Below are 26,927 nucleotides of genomic sequence, written 5' to 3'. Positions count from 1 at the left end.
TCGACACAACTGCCCTGCCGTGTGCCCGCCTTGCCGGAATTCGGTCACCCAGGGCCTGCGTGGAACCAGACGGGGACGGAACACGGCGGGCCTGGAGCGGGGCGAGCACGGAACAGGGCGGCGGCGCCACCGCCCGTCGCAGGATCACGGTGGGACAGGTCTCACACCTCCAGATCAGGTAGTCCCGGAGACCTCGCTGTCTCCGGCTGTCCGCTCGCCAGGGTCACCCCGACCGCCACCACCGCTGCCACCACCAGCCCGGTGGCGAGCACGGCCCAGTGACCGGCGAAGGTGCAGGCGAGTACGAGCGGCACCGACACCGGGAGCAGCAGTTGCTGTGCGGTGGTCCGTTTGAAGTGCCGGGCGTGCAGGTACCAGACGGTGAGCAAGTAGAGCGCCGTGGGTACCGTCACCGCCGCCGCGGCACCGAGAACGGGGATAGGGGCCTTGCCCACGGACTGCTCCACGGCCACCTCAAGACCCGCCCCTATCGCGGCTGCGGAAGCGAAGATCAGGAAATGCCCGTAGCCCCACGGTATGGATTCGCGGTTGCCCCTGAGCCGTTCGTGCACGGGGACCGAGAAGTAGATCCACCAGGCCGCGAAGATGATGAGGATGCCGCCTGCCGCGATGGGCACCAGCTCGCCGAACTCCTCGACCTCGCCCAGTACGGACTGCACTCCGATCGTGGCCGCGAACATCGTCTCGCCCAGCACGATGATGGTGAACAGTCCGTAGCGCTCCGCGATGTGGTGTGGATGCCAGGGTGTCTGATGGCCGCGCTCGGCGATCACCGGCACGAGTAGTTCGGCTGCGGCGACGAGCACGAACAACCAGCGCTTGGCATCCTCCGGTGCGGTCAGCAGAGCGATCCAGGCGGCTTGGCAGACGACCACGCCGGTGGCGTATATGAGAGCGGTGCGTCGAGCAGGCCCCGGGCGCTCGGACGCGGCGGCCCGCAGCCACTGCGCGGTCAGCGCGATCCGCATCACCACATAGCCGACGACGGCGATGGTCCAGTCGTTCTCGGTGAACGCCCTGGGCACACCGGCCGCGTAGACAAGCACCCCGCAGATCTGCACCAGCGTGGCGATCCGGTAGGGCACGTCGTCGCAGTCATAGGCGGACGCGAACCAGGTGAAGTTCATCCAGGCCCACCACACGCCGAAGAAGACGAACAGATAGCCGACGACGCCGTCGCTGACATGGCCCTCGGCCAGCGCGTGCACCAGCTGGATCCCGGCCTGTCCGACGGCCACGACGAAGCAGAGGTCGAAGAACAGCTCCAGGGGGGTGGCTGCGCGATGCGCTTCGTCCCGGCGGCGCGCGCGCATACGGCGCACGGGCTTGAACCGGTCGTCTTCGGTCGAGGCGGGCGTGGACGTCATATGTCCAGCACAGCAGAAAGGGCTGAGTTCGCACCCTTGCGAGCTGCTCTCCTCGGGTTGCCCGCTCTCCTCACTCCGTCCCGTTGCGGCCTCCCCTGCAGCGTGCTCATCATGGCCATGACGACGCTCAGGTCCGCGCCCGGCATATTCTGGGCGTATGAGCACCGCCCCCACCCCCGGACCGCGCGATGCGGACACGCCGGAGCAGCAGCCTCGTCCCGCAGCGGCGCTGATCTTCGATGATCCGCTGGACCAGCAGTCCTCCGACGACACGGACCGCGGATGGGGCGAGCGGCCTTCCGCGCCAGGCGCCGCCGGCGCCGCGGATCTCGCGCGTTTCCTCGACGAGAAGCCTCCGCACCACCTCTGAGTCTTCAGCCTCCGGGCCTTCGCTTGCCGAGCCCTCAGCACAGCACCACCGCCAGACGGGATGTCGCACCCGCGCCGGCCAGCGCCGAGGCAACGGGGCGCGAGACCGACAGCACCACCAGCGCGCCACCGTCCGGGACAGCCGCCTCAGGTTGCGGAACCCGCAGCACTCTTGCGCCGGTCGCGACGGTATGAGCACGGGCGCCGGGCGAATTTCCCGCTGTGAAGCCGTTGGACTCGGCGGCGGCGATCACGTCGACGCGGTCGCCGGGCCGCAGCAGTCGCACGGCTTCCGCGTCCGCGATCCGCACAGGAGCGGAGACGAGCTCCACCGGAGGCGGCCGGTGCGCCGGTTTCCTCATGGCCGCGCCCGCGTACGGCGCCGGCCCGACGCTGGCGCCGACCACCTCGGGACCCCATGCCGCGAGGGCCGCCGCGGTCACCGCGAGCCCGGCGGCCAGTGCACGCCGCCGTCGGCGCAGCGCACGCCGCAGCCGTGGCCTCTGCCAACCGGACCGTACCGACAACGGCGGGAATGGCGGCATACCCAGCGGCTCGGGCGCCGGTGAGGGCGGGGGCAGAGGGAGACTTCCTGCTCCTGTTCCTGCTCCTGACCGGTGCCGAGGCCCGTGCCCGGGTCCGTGCCGGTCCCCGTGCCCGTTCTGGCGCGTGCCCTGGCCATACAAGGAATCCCGCGCCCGAGAGGCCTCGTGCTCCTGGTGGGAGTGCAGCGACATCGTCGGACCGCCTTTCGTGAGGGTGCCTGCGGAGCCGTTCCGCACGCCCTCACGATCCACGTTCCACCGCCGTTCCGCTTCGGCCTGTGGATCAGTCGACGGTTGTGGATAACGTGCTCACCCCGGCGAGTGAACGCGGGGTGAGCAGAAGACCGTCAGGGCAGTTCGATGCCGGTATCCAGTCCACCCAGCGCCTTCGAGCACAGGCAGGCGCGTTCACCGGTCGCCTGAAGCGCGGCCACCGCGTCGAAGACAACCCCTCGGAGCCGATCCACGTTCGCGGCGAAGACTTCCATCACTTCCCCGTGCGATACGCCGTCGCCCGCCTCGGCCCCGGCATCGAGGTCCGTCACCAGGGCCATCGACGTGTAGCAGAGCTCCAGCTCACGGGCGAGCGCCGCTTCCGGGTGCCCGGTCATGCCGACCACGGACCAGCCCATGGCCGCGTGCCAGCGCGACTCGGCGCGGGTACCGAAGCGCGGGCCGTCCACCACCACCAGCGTGCCGCCGTCGACCGGCTCCCAGTCGCGCCCCCGGGCCGCAGCCAGTGCGCCCCGCCGCCCGACAGGACAGTACGGGTCTGCCAGCGACACATGGACCACGTTGGGCGCTGTGCCCTCCGCGAGCGGCTCGCCGTCGTAGAAGGTGTCGTTACGCGACTTGGTCCGGTCCACGAGCTGGTCCGGGACGAGTAGCGTGCCCGGCCCGTACTCCGGCCGCAGACCGCCCACCGCGCAGGGCGCCAGCACCTGACGCACCCCGACCGAGCGCAGCGCCCACAGGTTGGCCCGGTAGTTGATGCGGTGGGGCGGCAGATGGTGGCCGCGCCCGTGCCGGGGTAGGAAGGCGACGCGCCGTCCCGCGATCTCGCCGAAGAACAGCGAGTCACTCGGGCTGCCGTAGGGGGTCGGTACCGCCACCTCGGTCACGTTCTCCAGGAACGAGTAGAAACCCGACCCGCCGATCACACCGATTTCGGCATGAGGGGATGCCTCACGGGCGGTCTCTCGCTGTGCGTCATCTGCGTTGGCCATGGCGATCACAGTAGCCGTGCCGCCCCAAGCCGAAGGCCCCACCCGTTGCAAACGAACGTTCGACAACGGATGGGGCCTCGGAAGGACCGTGGGCGGCCTGTGTACCCGCCGACGCGGGTGCGGCTCGGCGCCGCAGCGCCGTACCTACGCGGCGGACGAACCGCTGGAAGCGGGTGCGCTGCTGGAGCTGCCCGCCGAACCTGAGGAACCAGAAGAGGGACCAGAGGAACCGGAGTCGCCGGACGAGCCCGACTTCGAGTCCGTGGACGACGACTTCGCGGACGACGCCGGCGAGCTGCTCGACGACGAGCCGCGGCTGTCGTTGCGGTAGAAGCCGGAACCCTTGAAGACGATGCCGACCGCCGAGAACACCTTCTTGAGGCGGCCCTTGCAGTTCGGGCACTCAGTCAGTGCGTCGTCGGTGAACTTCTGCACCGCCTCGAGGCCCTCGCCGCACTCGGTGCACTGGTACTGGTAGGTCGGCACTTGTCTTCCTCCTGGCACTCTCACTCGATGAGTGCTAACGACGGTCCATAGTGACGTATTCCGCCGGATCAGTCCACTGTCACGGGCACTCGGTGACCGACACCACGTGCGACGGTCCGGCTGGGCGCCTGCGGAACCAGCCGCGAGCGCAGCGCCACCAAGGTGGCCAGCGCGAGTGCCGTACCCACCAGCGGCACCAGGAACGAGGTGCCCGAACCGTACGCGTCCGCCAGCTGTCCCGCGACCGTCACCGCCGCCGCCTGGCCGAGGGCCACAGCTCCGGTCAGCCAGGTGAAGGCCTCGGTGCGGGCGGAGGCCGGTACCAGCGGCTCGACCAGCGTGAAGCCGGCGATCAGCGCGGGTGCGATGCACAGGCCGACGACCAGGCCGAGCACGCCGAGGACGACGATCGAGTCAGCCGTCCACAGCAAGGACGCCGCGGCCGTCAGACCCAGGTACCCGATCACCAGCCGGCGACGCGGGCCGGACTTCCAGGCGATGGCGCCCACGGCGATACCGGCCAGCATGTTTCCGGCCGCGAACATCCCGTACAGCAGGCCGTTGATGCCCGGCTGGCCGATCTCTTCTGTGAACGAGGCGAGCGAAACCTGCATCCCGCCGAAGACTGAGCCGATGCCGAGGAACGTCACGGCCAGCACCCGAACGCCCGGCACGGACAGTGCGGAGGCATGGCGCACCTGCTCGTCGGCGTCCGGTCGGCCGAACGGCGGCTGGGTGCGGCGCTGGGCCGCGAACAGCACTCCGCCGATCAGCGTGAGGGCGGCCTCGGTGATCAGGCCGGCTGCCGGGTGGACACCGGTGCACAGCGCCGTGGCCAGCACCGGTCCGACCACGAACGTGAACTCGTCCGTGACGGACTCGAACGCCGCCGCCGTCGGCATCAGGCGTGAGCCGCCGAGCTTCGCCGCCCAGCGAGCCCGCACCATGGGGCTGACCTGGGGCACCGACGCGCCCATCGGTACGGCCGCCGCGAACAGGGCCCACAGCGGCGCGTTCGCCAGCGCCAGTGCGGTCAGCGTGGCGCCTGACACGGCGTGCACGATCACTCCGGGCAGGAGCACGGCGCGCTGGCCGAGACGGTCGGCGAGCTTGCCGCTCTGCGGTGCGAACAGCGCCATGGAGACACCGGTGACCGCGGCCACGGCTCCGGCGCTGCCGTATGAACCGGTGGTGTGCTGGACCAGCAGCACGATGCTGATCGTGAGCATCGCGAAGGGCTGCCGGGCCGCGAAACCGGGAAGCAGGAATGTCCAAGCTCCGGGGGTGCGGAGCAGTTGCCCGTAGCCCGGGCGCTCGTCGGGGGCGACCGTGGACACCACGGTCCTTGCCTTTCTGCCGCCTGGTAGCGCTGCCCGGGGTGCCGGGAGCCGCCGAGAGCTGTCCTCTTGCGCGTAACTGCGGTAGATACCGGTGCCCGCTGCAAGGGAGACTCGGTCGCCATACGGTCGCGCCAGCTCTGCGTCAGGCAGAGTTGGTCGTACTGTGTGCCCTCATGATACAGGGGTGGGGAGAGCGATCCTCCTCCGAAATGTTCGGGGTATCGCGAGGATTCCTACGGATTCAGGGCTTCGGCTGGGCGAGCCGGAATGGGCCCACCGCCCCTGAGCCGACCCTGGGGCTGGGCGACCCGGACGGGGCCGACCGCCCCTGAGCCGGCCAGACGCAGCCTGAGCGGACCCTGATACGGGGCCGCGGGGGACGCGGGAAACCCGGCCCCGGGCCGTCAGCGGCGGCCGTGCCCGGGGTTTCCCCGCCCGGTACCCAGCCAGCCGGCCAGCTTTCCGCCCTGCCCGACCGCCCGCAGCCGCGCCTCCGCCGCGTCCCGCACCGGGTCCGTCGCCACCACCAGCAGTTCGTCCCCGCGCCGCAGCACGGTGGACGGCATCGGTACGAAGCTCTTGCCCTCGCGTACGACCAGGGTGACCGCGGCACCCGCGGGTAGCCGGAGCTCGGCGACCTCGACTCCGTGCATCCGCGACTTCGCCGGGATCGCGACCGAGAGCAGATGTCCGCGCAGCCGCTCCAGGGGCGCCGACTCGATCCCGAGGTCGGCCGCCTCGCTCCCGTCGCCGAGCCGCAGTGCCTTCGCCAGCCAGGGCAGCGTGGGTCCTTGCACCAGGGTGTAGACGACGACGAGCACAAAGACGATGTTGAAGATCCGTCGGCTGTACTCGACCTCGTAGACCATCGGGATCGTCGCCAGGATGATGGGCACCGCGCCGCGCAGACCCGCCCACGACATCAGCGTCTGCTCCTGCCAGGGCATCCTGAACGGCAGCAGGCTGACGAACACGGACAGTGGACGCGCCACCATGGTCAGCACCAGGCCGATGGTGACCGCCGTCCAGAAGTCGTGCACCAGCTCGTGCGGAGTCACCAGCAGACCGAGCAGCACGAACATGCCGATCTGGGCCAGCCAGCCGAGACCCTCGGCGAAACCGCGGGTGGCGGGCCAGTGCGGGAGCTTGGAATTGCCCAGCACCATGGAGGCCAGGTAGACGGCGAGGAATCCGCTGCCATGGGCGATGGCGCCGGCCGCGTACGCCGTCACGGCGAGCGCCATGACGGCGATCGGGTAGAGGCCGGAGGCGGGCAGCGCCACATGGCGCAGGGCGTAGGCGCCCAGGAATCCCATGGCGAGGCCGATGGCGGCGCCGATCGCCAGTTCGAGCATGATCTTGCCGATGAGGACGTACCAGTCCTCCACCGGACCGGCCGTGGAGAAGGCCAGGACGAGGATGACGACCGGGGCGTCGTTGAAGCCCGACTCGGCTTCCAGCACACCCGTGACGCGCGCGGGCAGCGGCACCTTGCGCAGGACGGAGAAGACGGCGGCGGCGTCCGTCGAGGAGACGACAGCGCCGATGATGAGCGCCTGACGCCACTCCAGTCCGACCAGGTAGTGCGCCCCTGCGGCGGTGATGCCCACGCTCACCGCGACGCCGACGAGCGACAGCGAGACCGCGGCCGGCAACGCCGGTTTGACCTCTTTCCACTTGGTGCCCAGGCCACCTTCGGCCAGGATCACCACAAGTGCGGCATAGCCGATCACCTGGGTCAGTTCGGCGTTGTCGAACTTGACGTGGAAGAACCCGTCCTGCCCGATGGCGATCCCGATGCCCAGATACAGCAGCAGGCTCGGCAGCCCGCTCCGGGACGAGACGCGCACCGCCGCCACGGCGATGAGCAGGACGAGCGAGCAGATGAGCAGGAGTTCATTGAGCTGGTGGACAGTCAGTGGCCGATCCTTCCCCTCATGTCTGCCCCGCCGGAACGTTCCTTCGGGGCCGGCGCCTCGCCAGACACTTCGTTACCTTACCTAATCGTTAACGCTTTCTTGACGCCTTCGCGATCAACTGGATCGCCAGTTCGATAGGAGTGGGTCTGCTGGCGATGTCGACATGGCGTTACTGATACCGCGTCCAGGCAGGTTTCGCGCTGCGCCTATGGTTGCTCCAGCACTCCCCTGGACCACCCTGCCCCTTGAAGGACAGCGATGCCCTCCTCCACAGCCGCCGCTGAGGCAGCCGCCCCGGCGGCCGAAAAGCCCGCCAAGAAGAAGGGGCGACGCGCCCGCCTGATCGTGATCGTGCTGGTGCTGGCGCTGATCGGGACCGTCGGCTGGGGCTCGTACTGGGGCCTGAGCACGGTGCGCGCCTCGTTCCCGCAGACGACCGGGACGATCAAGCTCCCCGGCCTGTCGGGCCACGTAGAGGTCAAGCGGGACGGCAACGGGATCCCGCAGATCTACGCGAGCAGCGATGAGGACCTGTTCCGCGCACAGGGGTTCGTTCACGCGCAGGACCGCTTCTGGGAGATGGACGTCCGCCGGCATATGACAGCCGGGCGGCTCTCTGAGATGTTCGGCTCCAGCCAGGTGGACACGGATGCCTTCCTGCGTACGCTCGGCTGGCGCAAGGTGGCCCAGCAGGAGTTCGACAGCGTCCTGTCGGACGACACCAAGAAGTACCTCCAGGCGTACGCCGACGGGGTCAACGCGTATCTCGCCGGGCGGGAGAACAAGGCGATCTCCGTCGAGTACGCCGCGCTCGGCTTCGCCAACGACTACAAGCCGGAGAAGTGGTCACCGGTCGACTCGGTGGCCTGGCTCAAGGCGATGGCCTGGGACCTGCGCGGCAACATGCAGGACGAGATCGACCGTTCGCTGATGAGTAGCAGGCTGAACGACAAGCAGATCAAGGATCTGTATCCCGACTACCCGTACGAGCTGCACCAGCCGATCGTCCAGGGTGGCGCCGTGGACAGCGCCAGCGGGAAATGGGACCCCGGTGCGGACTCGTCCTCTCAGTCGGACGGCGGCTCCGAGACGGGAACGGGAAGCGGCACAGGTACCGGCACCTCGGGATCGTCGTCCCAGGAGGGGCAGGGCGAAGGCCAGGGCGCGCAGTCGCAGCTGAGCGCGAGTTCCGTGATCTCCTCACTCTCCTCCCTCTCCACCCTCGACGAGATCCCGACCCCGCTCGGCCCCAGCGGCAGCGGTATCGGCTCCAACTCCTGGGTCGTCTCCGGCGACCTCACCACCACCGGCAAGCCGCTGCTCGCCAACGACCCGCACCTCGCGCCGCAGCTGCCGTCGATCTGGTCCCAGATGGGTCTGCACTGCCGTGCTGTCTCCGACGCCTGCTCCTTCGACGTCGCTGGTTACACCTTCTCCGGTATGCCGGGTGTGATCATCGGACACAACCAGAACATCGCCTGGGGCTTCACCAACCTCGGCGCCGATGTCACCGACCTCTACCTGGAGCGCGTCACCGCGAACGGCTACACCGCCGGCACCAAGGTCAAGCCATTCACGACCCGTGAGGAGACCATCAAGGTCGCGGACGGCGCGAGCCACACCATCATGGTTCGCGAGACCCAGCACGGCCCGCTGATCTCCGATCGCAGCGAGGAGATGGAGACCGTCGGCAAGCGCGCCCCCATCAACGGCGCTGCCCCGGACCGCGGCGAGGGCTACGCGGTGGCGCTGAAGTGGACCGCGTTGAGCCCGGGCAAGTCCATGGATGCGGTCTTCAAGATCAACCGGGCAAAGGACTGGAACGGCTTCCGGGCGGCGGCCAAGGACTTCGAGGTGCCGTCCCAGAACCTGATCTACGCCGACACCAAGGGCCACATCGGCTACCAGGCACCGGGCAAGATCCCGGTGCGCTCCAAGAAGTACGACGGCTCGATGCCGACACCCGGCTGGGATCCGACGTCCGACTGGAAGGGCTACGTCCCCTTCGACGAGCTTCCGTACGAGTACGACCCGGAGCGCGGCTACATCGTCACCGCCAACCAGGCCGTCGTTGACGCCAGGAAGTACCCGCACCCGATCACGACGGACTACGGCTACGGCTCCCGCAGCCAGCGGATCAACGCCCTCATCGATTCGAAGATCAAGGACGGCGGGAAGATCTCGACGGACGACATGCGGACCATGCAGATGGACAACAGCAGCGAGATCGCCAAGCTGCTGACCCCGTACCTGCTCAAGGTCGACGTATCCGACCCCTATGTGCGCGAGGCGCAGAAACTCCTCGAGGGCTGGGACTACACGCAGGAGTCGGACTCCGGAGCCGCGGCCTACTTCAACGCGGTCTGGCGCAACGTCCTCAAGCTCGCCTTCGGCAACAAGCTGCCCAAGGAGCTCAGGGTCGAGGGCGAGTGCCTCAACGTCCGTCCGGCCGACAGCACGGGTCCGGTGGACGACCTGAGCCGCCTCGTACGCGAGTGCGGACAGCGCGACGCCGATTCGGCCCAGCCGGACGGCGGCGACCGCTGGTACGAGGTGGTCCGAGGGTTGCTGGAAGACGAGGCCAGCGAGTGGTGGCAGACCCCGCCGAACCGTCAGGAGACCGCCACCGCGACCCGCGACCAGCTGCTGGCGCGAGCCATGGACGACGCCCGCTGGGAGCTCACGGCCAAGCTCGGCAAGGACGTCTCCAGCTGGAACTGGGGCCGGCTGCACCAGCTGATGCTCAAGAACCAGACCCTCGGCACCAGCGGCCCGGGCGCACTGCAGTGGATGCTCAACCGGGGCCCGTGGAACCTCGGCGGAGGCGAGGCCGCCGTCAACGCGACCGGATGGAACGCGGCGGGTGGCTACGAGGTGATCTGGGTGCCGTCGATGCGGATGATCGTCAACGTCGGCGACTGGGACAAGTCCCGCTGGATCAATCTGGCCGGGGCCTCCGGGCACGCCTACAGCGCGCACTACACCGACCAGACGGAGAAGTGGGCCAGGGGCGAGCTGCTGGACTGGGCGTACGGGGAGCAGGCGGTCACCGACAAGACGGAAGAGACGCTGACCCTCAGTCCGTGACGGCGCGCTCCGGCCGGAGCGCGCCGGCGCACAAGGCGCCCAGGCGGTTCACGTCGTGAATCTGCGGACGCCCTGAGGCGTCACCACCGCGTGTACGGGGTGGTCGTGCGGTTCCTCCGGGACTCGTGCGACCACCTCGTTCGCGTACAGGAGCACGACGAGGGCGGGCCGCGCGGACCCGGCTTCGAGCCTGGCGAGTACGCGGTCGTACGAGCCCCCGCCGCGGCCGAGTCGCAGGCCCCGCTCATCCACCGCGAGGCCGGGCAGCAGTACGGCATCGGCTCCCAGCACGGCCCCTGGCCCGAGCCGCGGCCCGTCCGGTTCCAGCAGCCCGCGCCCGGCGGGTGCCAGGCGGTCCACGCCCCGGTATTCCGCCCAGTCCAGGTCGTTGTCGGCCAGTAGTACGGGGAGCAGCACCCGTACGCCCCGCGTGCGCAGCGCGTCGATCAGCGCGTGGGTGTCTGGCTCGCGCCCCACTGACACATAGGCGGCCACGGTGCGGGCTGTGGTGAGCTCAGGGAGTTCGAGCGCGTGCCGGGCGAGAGCCGCGGCGGCATTCCCTCTCGCCTCGGCGGTCAGCTTGCGCCGGGCGTCGAGCAGTTCACGTCGCAGAGAGCTCTTCGCGCTCTTCTCGGATAGATCGGCTGGATCACTCAAATCAGCCAAATCAGCCAGATCGGATGGATCGGGCGAATCGGATGGAACGTCTTCCATGGCTGCCTCGCAAACCTCAGTCAATACGCCTTTATGAGAGGAAAGTTATCCGGACACTCATCCTGCTCCCAAAGTCACCGGATAGGGTGCTTCGCATGACTGAGTCGCACAGGAACAGCTCCAGTATCAGCAAAGCTGTCATCCCCGCCGCAGGCCTGGGGACCCGGTTCCTGCCCGCGACCAAGGCCACTCCCAAGGAGATGCTGCCGGTAGTCGACAAGCCCGCGATCCAGTACGTCGTCGAGGAGGCGGTGGACGCAGGCCTCTCGGACATTCTCATGGTCACCGGCCGGAACAAGCGGCCCCTTGAGGACCACTTCGACCGCAACTACGAGCTGGAGGAGGCGCTGCGCCGCAAGGGCGACGCCCAGCGTCTCGGCAAGGTGCAGGAGTCCAGCGACCTCGCCACCATGCACTATGTGCGCCAGGGCGACCCCAGGGGCCTCGGGCACGCCGTGCTGTGCGCGGCTCCGCACGTCGGGGACCAGCCCTTCGCCGTACTGCTGGGGGACGACCTGATCGACCCGCGCGACCCGCTGCTGTCCCACATGGTGGAGGTCCAAGAGCGCGAGGGCGGCAGTGTCATCGCCCTCATGGAGGTCGAGCCGTCCCAGATCGGGCTCTACGGCTGCGCCGCGATCGAGGCCACCGGTGACGACGACGTGGTCCGGGTGACCGGCCTGGTCGAGAAGCCCGACCCGGCCGACGCGCCGAGCAACTACGCGATCATCGGGCGCTATGTTCTCGATCCCGCGATCTTCGGGATACTCCAGCAGACCAAGCCGGGCCGCGGCGGCGAGATCCAGCTGACCGACGCCCTCCAGAAGCTGGCCTTCGACGAGAAACTCGGGGGTCCCGTGCACGGCGTCGTCTTCAAGGGCCGACGCTACGACACCGGCGACCGTGGCGACTACCTGCGAGCCATTGTCAGACTCGCGTGCGAACGTGAAGACCTGGGACCGGATTTCCGGACCTGGCTTCGCCGTTACGTCACCGAGGAGATGTAGCACTTTGAGTAGTACGGCAACTCCGTCCGCCGGCCAGGGGGGCGCCCCCAAGGGCCGTACGGACGCGCATACGGGCGCGGGGGGCGGCGCGGTGTGGTCGGTGGACGATCACCTGAAGGACGTCCTCGGCACGATCCGGCCGCTTGATCCCATCGAGTTGCAACTGCTCGACGCCCAGGGCTGCATCCTGGTCGAGGACATCATCGTGCCCGTCGATCTGCCGCCCTTCGACAACAGCTCGATGGACGGCTACGCGGTCCGGGTGGCCGATATCGCGGGTGCCGGCGAGGAGTTCCCCGCCGTCCTCACGGTCATCGGCGATGTCGCCGCGGGCAGCGGTGGGCTGAGCGGCGGCGGCGAGGTGGGGCCGGGGCAGGCGGCCCGCATCATGACCGGTGCGCCGCTTCCACCTGGTGCCGAGACCGTCGTACCGGTCGAGTGGACCGACGGGGGCAGCGGCGAAGGCGCCGCCACCGCCATGCGTCCGGCCGGGCATGCTCCCGAAGGCGCCAGTGGCGAGGTCAGGATCCACCGGGCGGCGGGCCCACGGGCGCATGTCCGGGCGCGCGGCAGCGATGTGCGTTCCGGCGACCTCGCCCTGTCGGCGGGCACGGTGCTCGGCCCTCCGCAGATCGGTCTGCTCGCCGCGATCGGGCGGGGCAGCGTCCGGGTGCGCCCGCGGCCACGCGTGGTGGTGCTCTCCACCGGCAGTGAGCTGGTGCAGCCGGGGGAGGAGCTGAGCGAAGCCAAGATCTACGACTCCAACAGCTTCGCGCTCACCGCGGCGGCCAGGGACGCGGGAGCCATCGCCTACCGCGTCGGAGCGGTGACCGATGACCCGGACGAGTTGCGCGCCACCATCGAGGACCAGCTGGTCCGCGCTGATCTGATGGTCACCACGGGCGGGGTGAGTGTCGGAGCGTATGACGTCGTCAAGGAGGCGCTGTCGGCGTTCGGTGACGCGACGTACGGCCGGACCGCCGACACGGACGAGCAGTACGACGCAGAAGAGCACCGCAAGGAACATCAGCACACGGGAGTGAGCTTCCGTACGCTCGCCATGCAGCCCGGCAAGCCACAGGGCTTCGGGTCGATCGGCCCCGACCGCACCCCGCTGCTGGCGCTGCCGGGGAACCCGGTCTCGTCGTATGTGTCGTTCGAGCTGTTCGTACGCCCGGCCATTCGCGCCCTGATGGGCCTTGACGACATCCACCGCCCCCGGGTGCGCGCCGAGCTGCGCGCGGACAAGGCGCTGTCCTCACCCGCCGGCAAGCGCCAGTTCCTGCGAGGTGCCTACGATGCGGAGAAGGGCACCGTCACTCCGGTCGGCGGCAGCGGGTCCCATCTGGTCGCGGCCCTCGCTCAAGCCGACTCGCTCATCGTGGTCCCCGAGGCCGTCACCTCCGTCGAGCCGGGCACTGAGACGGAGGTGGTGCTGCTCGGCTGAGCGCCGCGCCGTGGCGGTACGGTGTCTCACCACACAGCGACCGGGAGCCACAGCAATGAGCGCGCAGCAAGGACTCACCCACATCGACGATGCGGGGGCAGCCCGTATGGTCGATGTCTCCGAGAAGGCCGTCACCGCGCGCACCGCACGCGCGAGCGGCAGGGTTCTCGTGTCGCCGCGCGTCGTGGAGCTGCTGCGCGGGGAGGGCGTGCCCAAGGGCGACGCCCTGGCCACCGCCCGCATCGCGGGCATCATGGGCGCCAAGCGCACCCCCGAGCTGATTCCGCTGTGCCATCCGCTGGCGCTCTCCGGCGTGAAGTTGGACCTTTCGGTGGCCGACGACGCCGTGGAGATCCGGGCGACCGTGAAGACGACGGACCGGACGGGTGTCGAGATGGAGGCCCTGACCGCCGTCTCGGTGGCGGCGCTGACCGTGGTGGACATGGTCAAGGCGGTGGACAAGGCGGCGGTCATCGCCGATGTCCGGGTCGAGGAGAAGACGGGTGGCAAGTCGGGCGACTGGTCGCGTCCGGAGGCCGCCGGGGAGGACGGGCAGTGAACCTCCGTACCCGCCCCAACCGGCGCGCCCTCGTCGTCACAGCGTCGAACCGCGCCTCAGCCGGGGTGTACGAGGACAAGGGCGGCCCGCTGCTCGCCGAGGGGCTCGCCGCGATGGGCTTCGAGGTCGACGGCCCGAAGGTGGTCCCCGACGGCGACCCGGTCGAGACCGCCCTGCGCGACGGTGTCGCAGCGGCGTACGACGTCATCCTCACCACCGGCGGCACGGGCGTCTCACCTACCGACCGCACCCCTGACGCCACCCGTCGGGTGCTCGACTACGAGATCCCCGGTATCCCGGAGGCGATCCGTGCCCAGGGGCTGGCCAAGGTCCCGACGGCGGCACTCTCCCGCGGCCTCGCGGGTGTCGCGGGTGGCCGGACCCTGATCGTCAATCTGCCGGGCTCGACAGGTGGTGTACGGGACGGGCTCGACGTCCTGGCCCGGATCCTGCCGCACGCCGTGGACCAGATCCACGGCGGTGACCACACGAGATCCTCGGGTCACTCCGGGAGCTCGCTCTGAACACCCGTACCTGGCCCGTGGTCCTGACGGACGGTGATGTCACCCTCCGCCCGATAAAGCTGCGCGACCAGCGGGCCTGGCGCGAGGTGAACCAGCGCAACCGGGACTGGCTGCGCCCCTGGGAGGCGACGATCCCGCCGCCGGTGCCAGGCGCGCCGATGGCGCAGCGCCCGACCTACCGGCAGATGGTCCGCCATCTGCGGGCCGAGGCCCAGTCCGGCCGGATGCTTCCCTTCGTGGTCGAGTACCAGGGACGGCTGGTCGGTCAGCTGACGGTGGCCGGGATCACCTGGGGCTCGATGTGCTCGGGCCATGTCGGCTACTGGGTGGACCGCGACGTCGCCGGCCGCGGAGTGATGCCGACGGCCGTGGCGCTCGCCGTCGACCACTGCTTCCGTGACATCGGGCTGCACCGTATCGAGGTCTGCATTCGGCCCGAGAACGTTCCGAGTCGAAGGGTCGTGGAGAAACTTGGATTCCGCGAAGAGGGACTGCGACCCCGCTATCTCCATATCGATGGTGCGTGGCGGGACCACCTGGTCTTCGCTCTGACGGCCGAGGAGGCGCCCGAGGGGCTGCTGCGCCGCTGGCACCAGGGGCGTACGAGCCGCCGCGAGAAATAAAAAACTTGTTCGAATTTATGCGCCACTCGATCGTCGGGCGATCTGAAGAATCACAAAAAAAGTCAGTGATATCAGCCAGATCGTGCGACACACCGGGCCAATTGGCCGATGCCGTCGCGCGAACCCCTCTACGGTGAGAGGCGTGAGCAGCAGCGGCCTCATCTACGCAGTCATCGTCGGGGCCTGGGCCGCCTACTTGGTGCCCATGTGGCTCCGCAGGCAGGACGAGCTCAACGAGGCACGTCCGACGGAACGCTTCAGCACCGCCATCCGGCTCCTGTCCGGGCGCGCGGGAATGGAGCGCCGATACGCCAAGGAGCTGCGCGAGCGCACCGCGGAGGAGGACGAGGCGACCACCGACGCCGAACCGGACGCCGGAACGGACCCACTGAGTTCCGTCGACGTCCGGTCCTTTGCCGCGCCCCCGGCCCGCACCGAAGCGCGCATCCGACCCCCGGCGAGCGCCCCGCGTCCCAGCGGGGCAGCCGCAGCGCGTGCCCGGCGCTCGAAGGCGCTCGCGCGCCGCCGGCGCACCACGGTGCTGCTCTTCCTCGCCTTCACGATCGGCGCGATCGTTGCGGCGGTCGGCGGGCTCGGCCTTCTCTGGGCACCGGCCGCCCCGGCGGTCCTGCTCACCGCCTACATCGCGCATCTGCGGGCGCAGGAGCGCCGCCGGTACGTCTACGTCATGGACCGGCGCCGTGCCGAGGCTGCCGCGCAGCGCCTGCGTGAGAAGGGTGCGGGCACCCGGCCGCCCACGGTCATGGAGGTGGACGAGCAGCCCGAGGAGCACCCCGTGCCGGAGCCCGCCCCCAGGATCTCCCCGCAGGAGGCGGGCCGCCGGGCCTTGGTCGAGCAGACCGACCACGCCGAATGGGTCGACCAGCAACGCGACCCGGGCCCCGCCCGCGGCGACAGCTGGGACCCGGTCCCGGTGCCGCTCCCCACGTACGTCACGGCCCCCGTCGCCCCACGCGCGGGCGGCGGTGTCGACATCACGGACCCGGACACCTGGAGCGCCTCCCGCTCCTCGACGGCCGAGCCGACCCCCTCACCCGCCCCGCCCCGCCAGCGCACCGCCCCGCCCCCACGCCGTACCCGCGACCACGGCCGCACCCCCCTGTTCGACCAGTACGCCGACGACGACCGCCCCCGCGCGGCCAACGAGTGACCTCCACCGAGGCGCCGTCGCTGTGGGAATCGCGCCTCAGGTGACGAGCGAGGAACGGATTACCGAGCACCCCGATCGGGATGCTAAGGTTTCACTCGTTGCAAGGGCCTGTGGCGCAGACTGGTAGCGCACCTCGTTCGCATCGAGGGGGTCAGGGGTTCAAATCCCCTCAGGTCCACAACAGGTCAGAGCCCCTGTCGGAGAAATCCGGCAGGGGCTCTTTCGTTCGGTACAGCAGCGAAGTACAGCAACTACTTCCGATCAAGGCGCTCCCGCCGCGCACGGCGCGGCTGCGCGCGGCCCGTCGGCCGGGCCGCCGCTCCTGTCTTCGCCCCACGGCCACCCGACCGCCGGCCGCACGCCGAAACGGCGAAGGGTTGACGGTGGAGGAGGCCCGCTGTGGCTGGGGCGATCGGTTCCACGGCTTTAGGCAGCCACCATGGGGCGAGCCTCGAAGATCACGGCCCCGATCGGGCAATTGCGGGCAGGCGGGGAGCCAGCCCGATTCGCCGCCAGCGTAAGGGGCCATGATCTCTCGCCCCATGGCAGCTCCAGCCCAAAGCCGCTCCACCGACCTCAGTCGAGCACCGTTGGCGTGGTCAGTGGTTACGCGGCGCGTACATGTTCACGGCCATGCCTGCGAGGCACACCAGGACGCCGATGATGTCGTAGCGGTCGGGGCGGTAGCCGTCGGCGACCTGCCCCAGGCGATCGAACCGGCGACGAAGATGCCTCCGTAGGCCGCGAGGCTAAGTCGGACTGCCGCAGCGCGTCAGCAGGCCGCGGTTGCGCCGATGGGTTGACGCTCTCGGGCATGCCCTCAAGTCGCTGCCACCCCAAACCGAGAATGCCAAAAGTACCGCACTGATTTACGGTGCCTCACTCGAATCGGTTTGCAAGGAGCACCCATGAGCCCCGAGCACAGAACGAGGTCGGCTCTCGGTCCTCTCCCAGGGAAGAGAGCGTGGTGTGTTGGCGGCACCACGGCATTGCTGACTCTCGTGCAACTGGGGATGGCAGGTCCCGTAGGGGCAGCGGCCCAGGGCTTCGAACCGTCGCCTCGTCACGGCGCTGCAGTCCTGCCGGCCGGAGGAGGATGTGCGGCCCGACCCGGCAAGCCTCATGAGTGGCTGGAAGCCCTCACCCACGGCGACAAGTGCCGCAAGGGCATCACGGGTCCGACCGGTCCCGCAGGGCCGACGGGCGCCACGGGTCCCACAGGTGCCACCGGCGCTCCTGGCCTCACAGGACTGGAGATTGTTTCTGTGCCCTTCTCATGCGAACCGCAGCAGCTCTGTGGAGAGGACGCATCCTGTCCCCCGGGGAAGGTTCTCACCGGCGGCGGTCTCTTCACTGAGCAGTGGGCCGGTGCTGCCCCCTACGTCGTGTCAAACGGGCCGGTGACAAGCACCCGATGGTTCGCGCAGGTCCAGAACCAATCTCCGCTGGATTCGTTCCCGTCCGACCATTTCGTCCGGGCGATCTGTGCGGACGTGGACGGCTGAGGCGAGGGCCCGGCACCCAGGAGCCCCTGGTTCGCCATGTCGGATTGCGACTGCAGTCACTACAGGTGATCGCCGCGGGGTGCCAGCCAGCGGTGATCTCCACCGAGGCAGTCTGGGTGCGTTCGCTGTCGGGGCGGGTCAGGACCGGGATCGGGGTCGCATCCACGCCCACGCCTCCGCGCCAGCCGCGCAAGTAGCCGCGGTCCCGGGCAAGGCGGACGGGGGTGAGGACCAACTGGTCGGCCAGGTGCTGGAGTCGATCGGCGGCCTGCCGTCCGGACGGGGCGTCCCAGGCGTCCGCGTAGGCGTCGGCGTCAGGCTGGGGAAGTCGGGAGCGTCGGTCGCAGCGGGCCGGGTCCAGCACGGTGGACCTCCCCGAACCGCCGGCATGTCGGCGCCCGCCGAGAAGTGCGTCCACCGGCACCGCGGCTGTTTGCGACCCATGCCGGCACGGCAAGAGGAACCCCAGGAGAAGGCGGAGCCGACTGCGTTGTCGCCGTGGCCTACGGGGCACCGGTTCGCTGAACGCACCCGCGCCGAACACGCAACCATCCACGCTCTCCTCGCCGCCGGTCACAGCAAGCGGTCCGTCGCCCGGCAGCTCGGCATGACGCTCAACACGATCTTGCGCTCCTCCCGCGCCGCCATCGGGCCGATGAAGCGGTACCCGGACCGGCTGCGGGTAGAGACACGCGAGGAGTTCGAGGCGCGTCTGAAGCGGGAGACCGCGAAGGAGCTGCACAGGCGTCCCGTGGCCGCATGATTCCCCCGCAGAAAACACGAGAGCCCCCGTCCTCCTGGTCGCGGAGGCGGGGGCGCTGCGGTGTGCGAGGGCTGGCAGCGTCAGGTCTGGCACTGCGAGGTCGCCGCGCTGGACCAGTTCGACCAGGCGCCCCCCGCCGGCCTCACGTGGACGCGGATCGTGATTTTGACCGGGCCACAGATGCGGGTGGAAGTGGCGATGGCGATCGGGCCGACCGTGGAACGCCGCTGCACGATGGTCCGGCCGCTGCCCATTTTCATCCAGTCGTCGCCGTCCCCCTGCACGTGGAGGTACGCCTCGTACTCGACCCATGAGGCGTGGGAGCGGGAGTTGGTGATGAGGGCGTGGGCGGTGATGTCGCGCCAGAAGACCTTCCCGTCCTTCCAGCGTTCGGCGGAAATACAGCCCCGGGCGCCGATGTTCTGCGTTGAGACCCCGCCGCCGCAGGCGACGGCAGCGGCGTGGGCCTGGGCGGGGAGGGCGAGCGCGGTCACGGCGGCCGCCGCGACGAGGGCTCCCGTACGTTTCACGGTCCGGGCAGTTTTCGTCATGGGGGAACCGTATCCGCTCGTTCAGTCGCCCGCCCCGGTATCCGGCACAGTCACGGTCTGGTCCTGGACGTCTTCGGCCACGGTGGCACCGCCCAGGCCGAGACCGAGCAGGTTAGCGGCGACGAGCAGTAACGCGCCGGCCGCTTCTGTGCACCCCGACAAGGTGGGGCTGGAGCCGAACCGGATCGCCCCCGCGCCGCGAGAGAAGCCCGTTCCAGCGGGGAATCACGGCGAACAGTGGGCGATCTCGGCGGCTGGGCACACCGACGGGCCCTGACTGAATTGGCTGGTCAGGGAACGTTCACGTGCGGTGCGTGTGGGATATCCCCAGTGACGTCGCCGTCAGGCTCACCGGGCAGGCCAAGGACTGGACCACAGCGGAGAAGATCTGCACCCGGCTGCTCGACCAGGCCAGCGACCAGCGCCGCCCCAAGTCCCAGGTCACCATGCCGTTCTCCTCGACCGCTGGCTCGGCGTCGCCGAGCTCGACGTCGAGACGTCGTACGAGCGGGCCGAGGGCATCGTCCGGAACTACGTCAAGCCGACATTCGGCGACCTCAAGGCGGCAAGCTCACTGCCGAGGTGCTCGAGCCGGCTCCGGCAGTGTCGGTCTCGGGCCGCTACGGGGCCTCGTCCACGAAGGACTTGGCGCGCTTCGCGTACTTCCGGCGGGCTTTGCGTTGCGCCGGAACCGTCCAAGGGATGACCTGGGAGCCCGAGGCTGAGCGAGAGGCAGATCACAAAGCAGCAGTCGGAGTTGGAGAACGCGGACCGCGTGTCCGCGACCGGGCAGCCGGGCGACGGCCTTCCCTCTTGCCCCCGCCGAGGGGGACTGAGCGCTCGCCTGGAGCGACAACGGGCCGGACGGCGCGGAAGAGGTATGCCGCAGGCCGGTGCGGACGGCGCAGGTAGAGTCGGTGCCCTCGGCTGATCGAACGGTCAGCGTGTCGTCAGCCTGGGGGGAACCCGCGCATGTCCCTGTCGAAGTTCGAGCCTAGCCGCAGAACGGCCCTGGCCACGCTGGCCGCAGTGGCGGCCGGAGGGGCGCTGCCCCTCGCGGCGGCGCCGAAGGCCACCGCGGCGCCAGCCGCGCCCACCCCCGCGCTCATACCGCAGGCCGCCCCTACGGGCAGCCCCGCACCAATGCCCGACCCCCGGCTCCCGATGGGGCTCGACTCCACCGACGCCTGGCACTTCACCCCCCACCGCGCCGGTCCGCTGACCACCCGCGCCATCCCCGGCGGCTTGGAGGTAGTGGACACCAGGGGTGTGCTCGCCACCCTCACCACCGGGGCGCGCACGGTGACCGTGCGCGGCCCGAAGCGCTGGTTCACCGAGCAGAAGAAGCAGGTCGAGGACGCCTTCGACCGGACCCCGCCGAACGGCGGCTGGGGCACGTCGCCCGGTGGCGGGACCTGGTCCACCACCTCGGACGACACCGTCGCCGCGGACTACTTCCTCAAGGACGGCCGAGCCGTCATCAAGCTCACCAAGCCCGGCGAGAGCCGCCACGCCACTCTCCCGGACAAGAACATCGGTGATGTCCACGCCGCCGCCCGCTTCTCCTTCGACAAGGTCCCCACCGGCGGCGCCGTCTCGCTCGCCCTCACCTTCTCCCTCTCCTCCCTCACCAACCACTACCGCGCCCGCCTCATCGTCACCCCCGCAGGAGAGGTCCAGCTCGTCCTCGAGAAGGCCCTGGCCGACACCGTGACCGTGCTCAGCGCACCGGTCACCGTCGGCACCGGCTTCGCCGCGTACGACCACTGGTGGGTCCGCGTCGAGAAAGCCGGCCCGTTGCTGCGCGCCCGCGCCTGGCGGCACACCACGAAGGGCGTGGACGACGAGCCCACGGACACATGGCACCACAGCGTGTACGACCCCGAGGCGGACCCGGACAAGGTGCACGGCGCCGGAACCGTCGGCGTCCGGGCGCACGCCGCCAGCAGCGCGACGGCGGGCATCGAGGCGCGGACGTACGACTTCCGGATCGATTCGGCGACCTGGGTGGACCCGCCCGTCATCACCCACGACACCTGGGTCCGCGTACTCCCGGACCCCTTCGACGGCACCTGGACGCCCGCCCTGGAACAGCGGATCAGCGCCTGGGCCGGTGACACCTCACCCGACGCCCTCGCCTACGCCTCCATGTACCGGCCCTTCGCCCCTGCCCTGACCGACCCGGCCCGGCAGGGCGCGCAGGTACTCGGTGAGGCCGGGTACAGCAAGCCGGCGGCAACCGGGCTGTGCTACACAGGCGCCGACTTCCACGAGTACATGGGCATCGGCTGGACCTTCCCAGGCTCCGCCGAACCGGTCGCGCCGGAGGACCACTTCAAGGGCCAACTGGACTGCTCCGGCTTCGTACGGATGGTCTACGGCTACCACCTGGGCATCCCACTGGCCCTCTACGCGAAACTCGACGGCACCAATCTCCCCCGTGAGTCCAAGGACCTCGCGGCCAAGGGCCCCGGTGTGAAGATCGCCGACGGGGGGGTGGGCCAGGTCCCTTCGCTGGACGGGCTGCGCATCGGCGACACGGTCTTCTTCGACACCGACGAGGCCTCGGACGAGGGCGGCCACATCGGCATCCACATGGGCACCGACCAACACGGCAAGCTCCGCTTCGTCTCCAGCCGCAAAACCCCGAACGGCCCGACCATCGCGGACGTCGGCGGCAAGTCCATCCTCGACGGCACCCGGAAGACGGCCGAGTCCAACGGCGACCTGTACACGAACACCCTCCGCGTGATCCGCCGCTTCTGACCCACGACAGCCGGCGGCCCGGACGGAAGTCCGCGGCCTCCGGCGTTGTCGGGGGGACAGCACCGAGGTAGTGAATGGTCGCGGCGATCTTGATGAGGCAGCCACAGACGAACGCGAGACGGGCGAGGCGTGGCGGAGCTGGGACCGAGGCACTGCCAGGGGGCTGGCCGGTCGTGCTGCGGAGGGCGTACCCGGCGCCGGGAACTTTCGGGTGGGCCCGGGCTCTGCTGGCGGCCGCGTCGGACGTCCCCCTGCGCGGTGCCGCCGGCTTGGCGGGCACCGCTGCCGATCTCTCCTTCGTCGGCACGGCACCCGCTGTGGCCGGCGAGGTGGAGGACGCCGTCCTCGAACCGCTCCGTGCCTATATCCGCGGACATGCCACCGGCGACACTCGCCACTTCCGTGACGCGTTCCTGCCGACCGCTCATGTCGAGGGAGTCCGGGAGGGTGCGTTCGTCTCGTGGTCCTTGGACGAATACTGCGCTTCCCTGTCTTCCTGGGCCGGCCGGCACCGGATGAAGCGACCCGCACGCGCCGCATCGACGCTATCGACGTGCATGACACCGTCGCGACCGCGACCATGACTCTCTGGCATGGCGCGCGGACACCTTCACCGACATCTTCTTGCTGGTCAGGGTCGACGGCGGCTGGCGCATCGCCAAGCAGGCTTATCATCGGCAAATCGCTTGAGGTGGTGAGTGGGCTTCTGGGGTCCGGTATCGGTATTCTCGCCGGGGTCCAGGAGGTGGCGAGTTCTGGACAAGGCCTTGGCGAGTGCAAAGTGCGGCCGACTAATCTGTCGTCATGACCACTGACGTACGCGCTCCCAGTCCCGAGTACCTCGCGTTCTGGAAGGAGCCGCATTGGTGCACGTTGACGACACTGCGACCGGACGGAAGCCCTCATGTCGTTCCGGTCGGGGTGACCTACGACCCCGCGGCCGGCGTCGCGAGGATCATCACGCGCAAGGCGAGTAGGAAGTTCGCCCATGTCCTGGCCGCCGGGGCACGGCCCGCGCGGGTCGCGGTCTGCCAAGTGGACCGCGGGCGCTGGGCCACGCTGGAAGGCGTCGCGTGTATCCGCACCGAGCCGGAAGCCGTCGCCGATGCCGTGGCACGGTATGCCGAGAGATACGGCACCACACCGGGACCCGACCCCGACCGCACACTTGTCGAGATCGCGTTGGACCGTGCCATAGGCAGCGTTTGAGGCGAGGCGCGACCGGGGCGGGGGTGACGGCGAAGAGTGCCTCAGCGGGCGTGCGATACCGATCCGCCGGGGCGGGCCCGGGCGCTGATGGCGCCACGTCGCGGTCCGTGGAGTCAGGGAGTCACATCGCGCGGTGGTTTGCCGTCCAGGTAGTCGATGACGTTCTGGAGCGCTGCCAGGGCGATACGCACCAGGGTCTCCCGGGTGGCACCGCCGACGTGAGGCGACAGCACCACGTTCGGGGCCTTCAGCAGGCGCAGGGCTGCTGTGGGGGGTTCGGGGTCGAAGACGTCGATGCCCGCGCCTGCGAGACCACCGGCTGACAGGGCGTCGGCGAGGGCGTCCTGGTCGACGAGGGCGCCGCGGGCGGTGTTGATGAGGAAGGCGGTGGGCTTGAGGAAACTGAGGCGGTCGGCGTTGATCAGGTGCCGAGTCTCGTCCTTCAACGGTGCATGGAGACTGATGTAGTCAGAGCTGCGCAGCAGTTCGTCCAGGGGGACGTGCCGGGCGTTGCCGAGGAGGGTCTCGGTCTCCGGAGAGACCCTGCGCGGACCGGTGTAGAGGATGGTCATGTCGAACGCGAGCGCGCGGCGGGCGACTTCCTGGCCGATATGGCCCAGGCCGACGATGCCGAGGATCTTGCCGGACAGTTCGGTGATCGACTGCTGGAGCCGCGGCAGGGCCCAGTCGGCGTCCGCAAGGGCGGTGTGGGCCGGCACCAGCTGTTTGGCGAGGGCGAGCATCAGGGCGAAGACCTGCTCGGCGACGTTCTGCTTCTCCGCACCGCTGGAGCCGATATTGCAGACGGGGATGGCACGGGCTCGTGCGGCGTCCTTGTCGACGTAGTCGTAGCCGTGGCTTGCGCACTGCACCAGCTCAAGTGAGGGCGCGGCGGCGATGTGGTCCGCGGTGACCGGTGCGAGGCCGGTGATGATGACCTGCGCCTCGCGCAGGGCGGCGGGGTCCTCGTCCGTGGCTTCCACGACGTTCACATCGGCCCCTGGGACGAGCCCGGCGAGCGCGGTGCCCGCGGCGCGGCCGCCCATGTGAGGGGGGACCACGGCGAGGATGTTCTTCCCGGTCGTGGAGGAGGCGGGAGTGGGGGCGGTCATGCGGATTCCTCCACGAGATCGACGGATACGAGGTCTTCAGGGGTGAGCGAGGTGGGGCTGGAATGACCGGACAGGGCGAGTGTGAGGTCGAACTCGGCGAGCAGGCAGCGGATGACGTGGTCCACACCCGCCTGTCCGTCGAGCCCGAGGCCGTACGCGTACGGGCGGCCCACCAGCACCCCGCGGGCGCCGAGTGCGATGGCCTTGAAGATGTCGTCACCCGTGCGGATACCGCTGTCGAAGAGCACGGTGAGCCGGTCGCCGACCGCCGAGGCCACGCGTGGCAGCGCATCCGCGGCGGCCACCGATCCGGCGACCTGCCGACCGCCGTGGTTGGAGACCACCACACCGTCCATGCCCGCGTCCGCCGCGAGCCTGGCGTCGTCCGGATGCAGGATCCCCTTCAGGACGATCGGCCCGTCCCAGTGCTCCCGAAGGAAGTCGAGGTCCGGCCAGGTTTTGGCCGGGTCGGCGAACATGCCTACGAAGTGCATCACGGCCGCGTTCGGGTCCTCGTGCACGGGCTTCGCGAGGCCCGCCTGGAAGGCCGGGTCGCTGAAGTAGTTGGCGGTGCCCACCCCATGCAGGAACGGCAGATACGCCTGGTCGAGATCGCGCGGACGCCAGGCCAGCAGCGGGGTGTCCAGGGTGACGAACAGTGCCGTGAACCCGGCTGCCTTGGCCCGCGCCAGGAAACTGGCGGTCACCTCGCGATCCTTGGCCCAGTAGAGCTGGAACCACCGCTCGCCGTCCCCCATGGCCTCGGCGACCCGCTCCATGGGTGTACTCGACGCCGACGACAGGATGTACGGCACCCCGCGCGCCGCCGCGGCGCGGGCCGCGGCGCACTCGGCATCCGGGTGCATGATCGACAACACCCCCACGGGCGCCAGTGCCAGTGGAGCCGGGATCTCCCGCCCCAGCAGCTCCACCGAAAGATCGCGCTCGTGCACGTCCCTCAGCATCCGCGGCACGATGCGCCGCCGGTCCAGGGCAGCACGGTTGGCCCGGGCGGTGCTGCCGTTGCCCGCGCTGCCCGCCACATAGCCGAAGGGGCCGGGGCCGAGGCGGTGTTCGGCCAGTTCCTCCAGCCTGCTCAGATCGGTGGGCAACCGGGGCACGGCCCCCGTCATGCCGTTGAGATAGATCTCGTACTGGAAGTCCGCCCAGTGCGTGGCCATACGTACGGTCTCCCTCTCGTCGTTGAGAGCCGTTGGGGGTGGTGGGGGTGGGTTGCGCTGTTCGTGCCGATCCTGGCGACAGTGACAACAAGCGTCCAGACGCGGCCATGGTGGTGCGCACATCGAGCCGCTGCGATTATCACCAGGTGATAAGTGAGCGGGAACGGGTCGCGGCGGAGCTGGTCGCCGATCCGCGGGCGGTCGAGCGGATGGTGCAGCGGATCGTCGACGCTGTGCATCGGCAGGTCCCTGCGTACGCCGCGCTCGACGGCAGCAGACTCCCTGAGGTACGCGCCATCGCCGCTTGGGCGCTTGAGCGGCTGCTTCGGCTGTGGGCCGACGACGGTGAGCTCGAGCCCGCGGATCTGCGGCGGTTCCGCGGGATCGCGGCGGCGCGCGCCGCCGACGGCCGTCCGGTGCAGGCCGTGCTGCGCGCCTACCGTGTGGCGGCGGCGGTGATCGTGGACGAGATCGCAGCCCACGCGCCCCGGCTCGCGGCACACGACGCCTTCGCGCTCACCCGGCAACTGCTGGCCGCGCTCGACACACTGGCCGAGGTGGTGGCCACGGCGTACGCGACGGTCAGCGAGCATCTGGCGGGCGACCGCGACCAGGCTCTGAGGCTGCTGCTCGACGATCTGATCGCGGGGCGGCACGCCTCGGTCGGGGCGCTCACCGACCGGGCGGCCCGGCTCGGTGTCCAGCTGCCGGACCCGTACTGCCTGCTGGTGGCCGAGCCGGTTGAGGGCCGGCCGGTCGAACCGACGGGGTCGGCCGGGCAGACGGGGCCGGGCGGTTCGGTCGTGCGGGAAGGCGGGCCGTACCTCACCCAGGAAGCGGCCGGCGGGTTGCTCGCGGCGCTCACCACACCGCGATCCGGTGGCAGTACACCGCTTGCGACGACCCGAGGGTCGCGCGCCGTACTGCTGCTGCCCGCCTCCGCCGTCGGCGGCGCCCCCGAGGCCCTGCGTGAACGAGGCTGGCGCGGTTGCGCCGTCGGGGGCGAGAGCCTGGACCGGATCGCCGTCGCCTACCGCCTCGCCGCGGACGCCCTGGACGCCGCGCCCGCGCACGCACACCACCCGGACCGGGTCCTGACGGAGGCGGACGCGCATGTCCTCGCTCTGCTGGCCGGGCACCCCGCTACGGCTCCCGACCGGATCGGCCGTCTGGTCCTCGGCCCGCTCACCCACCCCGGCCAGCGGCATCTGCTGGTGGCCTTGACCGCGTATGTCGACGCCGGCTCGGCCACCGCTGCGGCCCGGGCCCTGCATCTGCACCCGCAGTCCCTGCGCTACCGGCTCCGCCGTATTCGCGAGCTCACCGGTCGTGACCCGCGCGACCCCTGGCAGCGGCTCACGCTCGATATCGCCCGCACGGTGATGCCGGGTGCGGGTTCGGGCACGGGCGCCGGTGCCTGACACCCGACGAAAGG

The 26,927-nt window shown here is 69.9% G+C and carries 23 protein-coding genes, 1 tRNA gene and 2 pseudogenes; 14 read left to right on the top strand and 12 right to left on the bottom strand.

Annotation, left to right across the window (positions count from 1 at the left end; translation table 11 throughout):
• Positions 1-161: 161 nt before the first annotated feature.
• Entirely contained in the window at positions 162-1,388 is a 1,227-nt protein-coding gene (locus tag ACFWI9_RS00425) for a low temperature requirement protein A (protein WP_387157833.1), read from the bottom strand.
• A gap of 157 nt (positions 1,389-1,545) precedes the next feature.
• Here ACFWI9_RS00425 and ACFWI9_RS00420 point away from each other — a divergent pair, with 157 nt between their 5' ends.
• On the top strand, positions 1,546-1,758 hold the full coding sequence (locus tag ACFWI9_RS00420; protein ID WP_387157831.1) for a hypothetical protein: 213 nt from the start codon (positions 1,546-1,548) through the stop codon (positions 1,756-1,758).
• A 34-nt stretch (positions 1,759-1,792) separates the two neighbouring features.
• Here ACFWI9_RS00420 and ACFWI9_RS00415 read toward each other — a convergent pair whose 3' ends face one another.
• The 5 genes from ACFWI9_RS00415 to ACFWI9_RS00395 form a co-directional block, all read right to left on the bottom strand.
• The gene (locus tag ACFWI9_RS00415; RefSeq protein WP_387157829.1) at positions 1,793-2,284 is read right to left on the bottom strand and encodes an RcpC/CpaB family pilus assembly protein; all 492 of its coding nucleotides are present in this window, start codon (positions 2,282-2,284) and stop codon (positions 1,793-1,795) included.
• A 365-nt stretch (positions 2,285-2,649) separates the two neighbouring features.
• On the bottom strand, positions 2,650-3,528 hold the full coding sequence (locus tag ACFWI9_RS00410) for an S-methyl-5'-thioadenosine phosphorylase (RefSeq protein WP_387157827.1): 879 nt from the start codon (positions 3,526-3,528) through the stop codon (positions 2,650-2,652).
• A gap of 144 nt (positions 3,529-3,672) precedes the next feature.
• Positions 3,673-4,014 (bottom strand): FmdB family zinc ribbon protein, encoded by a 342-nt coding sequence (locus ACFWI9_RS00405; RefSeq protein ID WP_387157825.1) that lies wholly within the window; start codon positions 4,012-4,014, stop codon positions 3,673-3,675.
• Positions 4,015-4,082: 68 nt separating this feature from the next.
• Positions 4,083-5,354 carry an MFS transporter gene (locus ACFWI9_RS00400; RefSeq protein WP_387157824.1) on the bottom strand — a complete coding sequence of 424 codons (1,272 nt, stop codon included), beginning with the start codon at positions 5,352-5,354 and terminating at the stop codon, positions 4,083-4,085.
• A 404-nt stretch (positions 5,355-5,758) separates the two neighbouring features.
• The gene (locus ACFWI9_RS00395) at positions 5,759-7,273 is read right to left on the bottom strand and encodes a potassium/proton antiporter (RefSeq protein WP_387157994.1); all 1,515 of its coding nucleotides are present in this window, start codon (positions 7,271-7,273) and stop codon (positions 5,759-5,761) included.
• Between the two features lie 258 nt (positions 7,274-7,531).
• Here ACFWI9_RS00395 and ACFWI9_RS00390 point away from each other — a divergent pair, with 258 nt between their 5' ends.
• The gene (locus tag ACFWI9_RS00390; RefSeq protein ID WP_387157822.1) at positions 7,532-10,360 is read left to right on the top strand and encodes a penicillin acylase family protein; all 2,829 of its coding nucleotides are present in this window, start codon (positions 7,532-7,534) and stop codon (positions 10,358-10,360) included.
• A 48-nt stretch (positions 10,361-10,408) separates the two neighbouring features.
• On the opposite strand, the gene ACFWI9_RS00385 is transcribed toward ACFWI9_RS00390, so the two are convergent.
• Entirely contained in the window at positions 10,409-11,017 is a 609-nt protein-coding gene (locus ACFWI9_RS00385; RefSeq protein ID WP_387157821.1) for a 5-formyltetrahydrofolate cyclo-ligase, read from the bottom strand.
• A 152-nt stretch (positions 11,018-11,169) separates the two neighbouring features.
• Between ACFWI9_RS00385 and galU the strand changes: the two genes are divergently transcribed.
• The 7 genes from galU (at position 11,170) to ACFWI9_RS00350 (ending at position 16,583) form a co-directional block, all read left to right on the top strand.
• The gene (gene galU, locus ACFWI9_RS00380) at positions 11,170-12,081 is read left to right on the top strand and encodes a UTP--glucose-1-phosphate uridylyltransferase GalU (protein ID WP_387157820.1); all 912 of its coding nucleotides are present in this window, start codon (positions 11,170-11,172) and stop codon (positions 12,079-12,081) included.
• A 91-nt stretch (positions 12,082-12,172) separates the two neighbouring features.
• Positions 12,173-13,528: a gephyrin-like molybdotransferase Glp gene (gene glp / locus ACFWI9_RS00375; RefSeq protein ID WP_387157992.1), complete on the top strand. Its 1,356-nt coding sequence runs from the start codon at positions 12,173-12,175 to the stop codon at positions 13,526-13,528.
• A 55-nt stretch (positions 13,529-13,583) separates the two neighbouring features.
• Entirely contained in the window at positions 13,584-14,087 is a 504-nt protein-coding gene (gene moaC / locus ACFWI9_RS00370; protein ID WP_387157819.1) for a cyclic pyranopterin monophosphate synthase MoaC, read from the top strand.
• A complete protein-coding gene (locus tag ACFWI9_RS00365) occupies positions 14,084-14,611 on the top strand; it encodes a molybdenum cofactor biosynthesis protein B (RefSeq protein WP_387157817.1) in 528 nt (175 codons plus the stop codon). The genes moaC and ACFWI9_RS00365 overlap by 4 nt, the downstream gene beginning before the upstream one ends.
• Before the next feature lie 17 nt (positions 14,612-14,628).
• Positions 14,629-15,234 (top strand): GNAT family N-acetyltransferase, encoded by a 606-nt coding sequence (locus ACFWI9_RS00360; RefSeq protein ID WP_387157815.1) that lies wholly within the window; start codon positions 14,629-14,631, stop codon positions 15,232-15,234.
• 142 nt (positions 15,235-15,376) lie between these two features.
• Positions 15,377-16,405 (top strand): hypothetical protein, encoded by a 1,029-nt coding sequence (locus ACFWI9_RS00355; protein WP_387157814.1) that lies wholly within the window; start codon positions 15,377-15,379, stop codon positions 16,403-16,405.
• A gap of 104 nt (positions 16,406-16,509) precedes the next feature.
• A tRNA-Ala gene (locus ACFWI9_RS00350) sits at positions 16,510-16,583 on the top strand.
• A gap of 421 nt (positions 16,584-17,004) precedes the next feature.
• Here the strand turns inward: ACFWI9_RS00350 and ACFWI9_RS00345 are convergent.
• A pseudogene (locus ACFWI9_RS00345) lies at positions 17,005-17,153 on the bottom strand (YnfA family protein); the annotation flags it as partial.
• A gap of 836 nt (positions 17,154-17,989) precedes the next feature.
• Between ACFWI9_RS00345 and ACFWI9_RS00340 the strand changes: the two are divergent.
• The gene (locus tag ACFWI9_RS00340) at positions 17,990-18,673 is read left to right on the top strand and encodes a hypothetical protein (RefSeq protein WP_387157812.1); all 684 of its coding nucleotides are present in this window, start codon (positions 17,990-17,992) and stop codon (positions 18,671-18,673) included.
• An 80-nt stretch (positions 18,674-18,753) separates the two neighbouring features.
• Here the strand turns inward: ACFWI9_RS00340 and ACFWI9_RS00335 are convergent, their stop codons facing one another.
• On the bottom strand, positions 18,754-19,224 hold the full coding sequence (locus ACFWI9_RS00335) for a hypothetical protein (RefSeq protein ID WP_387157811.1): 471 nt from the start codon (positions 19,222-19,224) through the stop codon (positions 18,754-18,756).
• Positions 19,225-19,525: 301 nt separating this feature from the next.
• Entirely contained in the window at positions 19,526-19,672 is a 147-nt protein-coding gene (locus ACFWI9_RS00330) for a hypothetical protein (RefSeq protein WP_387157810.1), read from the bottom strand.
• Between the two features lie 524 nt (positions 19,673-20,196).
• Between ACFWI9_RS00330 and ACFWI9_RS00325 the strand changes: the two genes are divergently transcribed.
• The 3 genes and pseudogenes from ACFWI9_RS00325 (at position 20,197) to ACFWI9_RS00315 (ending at position 23,199) form a co-directional block, all read left to right on the top strand.
• On the top strand, positions 20,197-21,990 hold the full coding sequence (locus ACFWI9_RS00325; RefSeq protein ID WP_387157809.1) for an NlpC/P60 family protein: 1,794 nt from the start codon (positions 20,197-20,199) through the stop codon (positions 21,988-21,990).
• Positions 21,991-22,211: 221 nt separating this feature from the next.
• A pseudogene (locus ACFWI9_RS00320) lies at positions 22,212-22,680 on the top strand (nuclear transport factor 2 family protein); the annotation flags it as partial.
• 114 nt (positions 22,681-22,794) lie between these two features.
• Entirely contained in the window at positions 22,795-23,199 is a 405-nt protein-coding gene (locus ACFWI9_RS00315; protein ID WP_387157808.1) for a pyridoxamine 5'-phosphate oxidase family protein, read from the top strand.
• Positions 23,200-23,312: 113 nt separating this feature from the next.
• Here ACFWI9_RS00315 and ACFWI9_RS00310 read toward each other — a convergent pair whose 3' ends face one another.
• Positions 23,313-24,311 (bottom strand): 2-hydroxyacid dehydrogenase, encoded by a 999-nt coding sequence (locus tag ACFWI9_RS00310; protein WP_387157807.1) that lies wholly within the window; start codon positions 24,309-24,311, stop codon positions 23,313-23,315.
• Entirely contained in the window at positions 24,308-25,492 is a 1,185-nt protein-coding gene (locus tag ACFWI9_RS00305; RefSeq protein WP_387157806.1) for a lactate 2-monooxygenase, read from the bottom strand. The genes ACFWI9_RS00310 and ACFWI9_RS00305 overlap by 4 nt, the downstream gene beginning before the upstream one ends.
• A gap of 146 nt (positions 25,493-25,638) precedes the next feature.
• On the opposite strand from ACFWI9_RS00305, the gene ACFWI9_RS00300 reads away from it, so the two are divergent.
• Positions 25,639-26,913: a PucR family transcriptional regulator gene (locus tag ACFWI9_RS00300; RefSeq protein WP_387157805.1), complete on the top strand. Its 1,275-nt coding sequence runs from the start codon at positions 25,639-25,641 to the stop codon at positions 26,911-26,913.
• Positions 26,914-26,927: the final 14 nt, after the last annotated feature.

Source organism: Streptomyces sp. NPDC127084 (genome assembly GCF_042724175.1).
In the GTDB taxonomy this organism is placed as follows: Bacteria; Actinomycetota; Actinomycetes; order Streptomycetales; family Streptomycetaceae; genus Streptomyces.
This window is presented reverse-complemented; position numbering and strand designations above follow the sequence as displayed.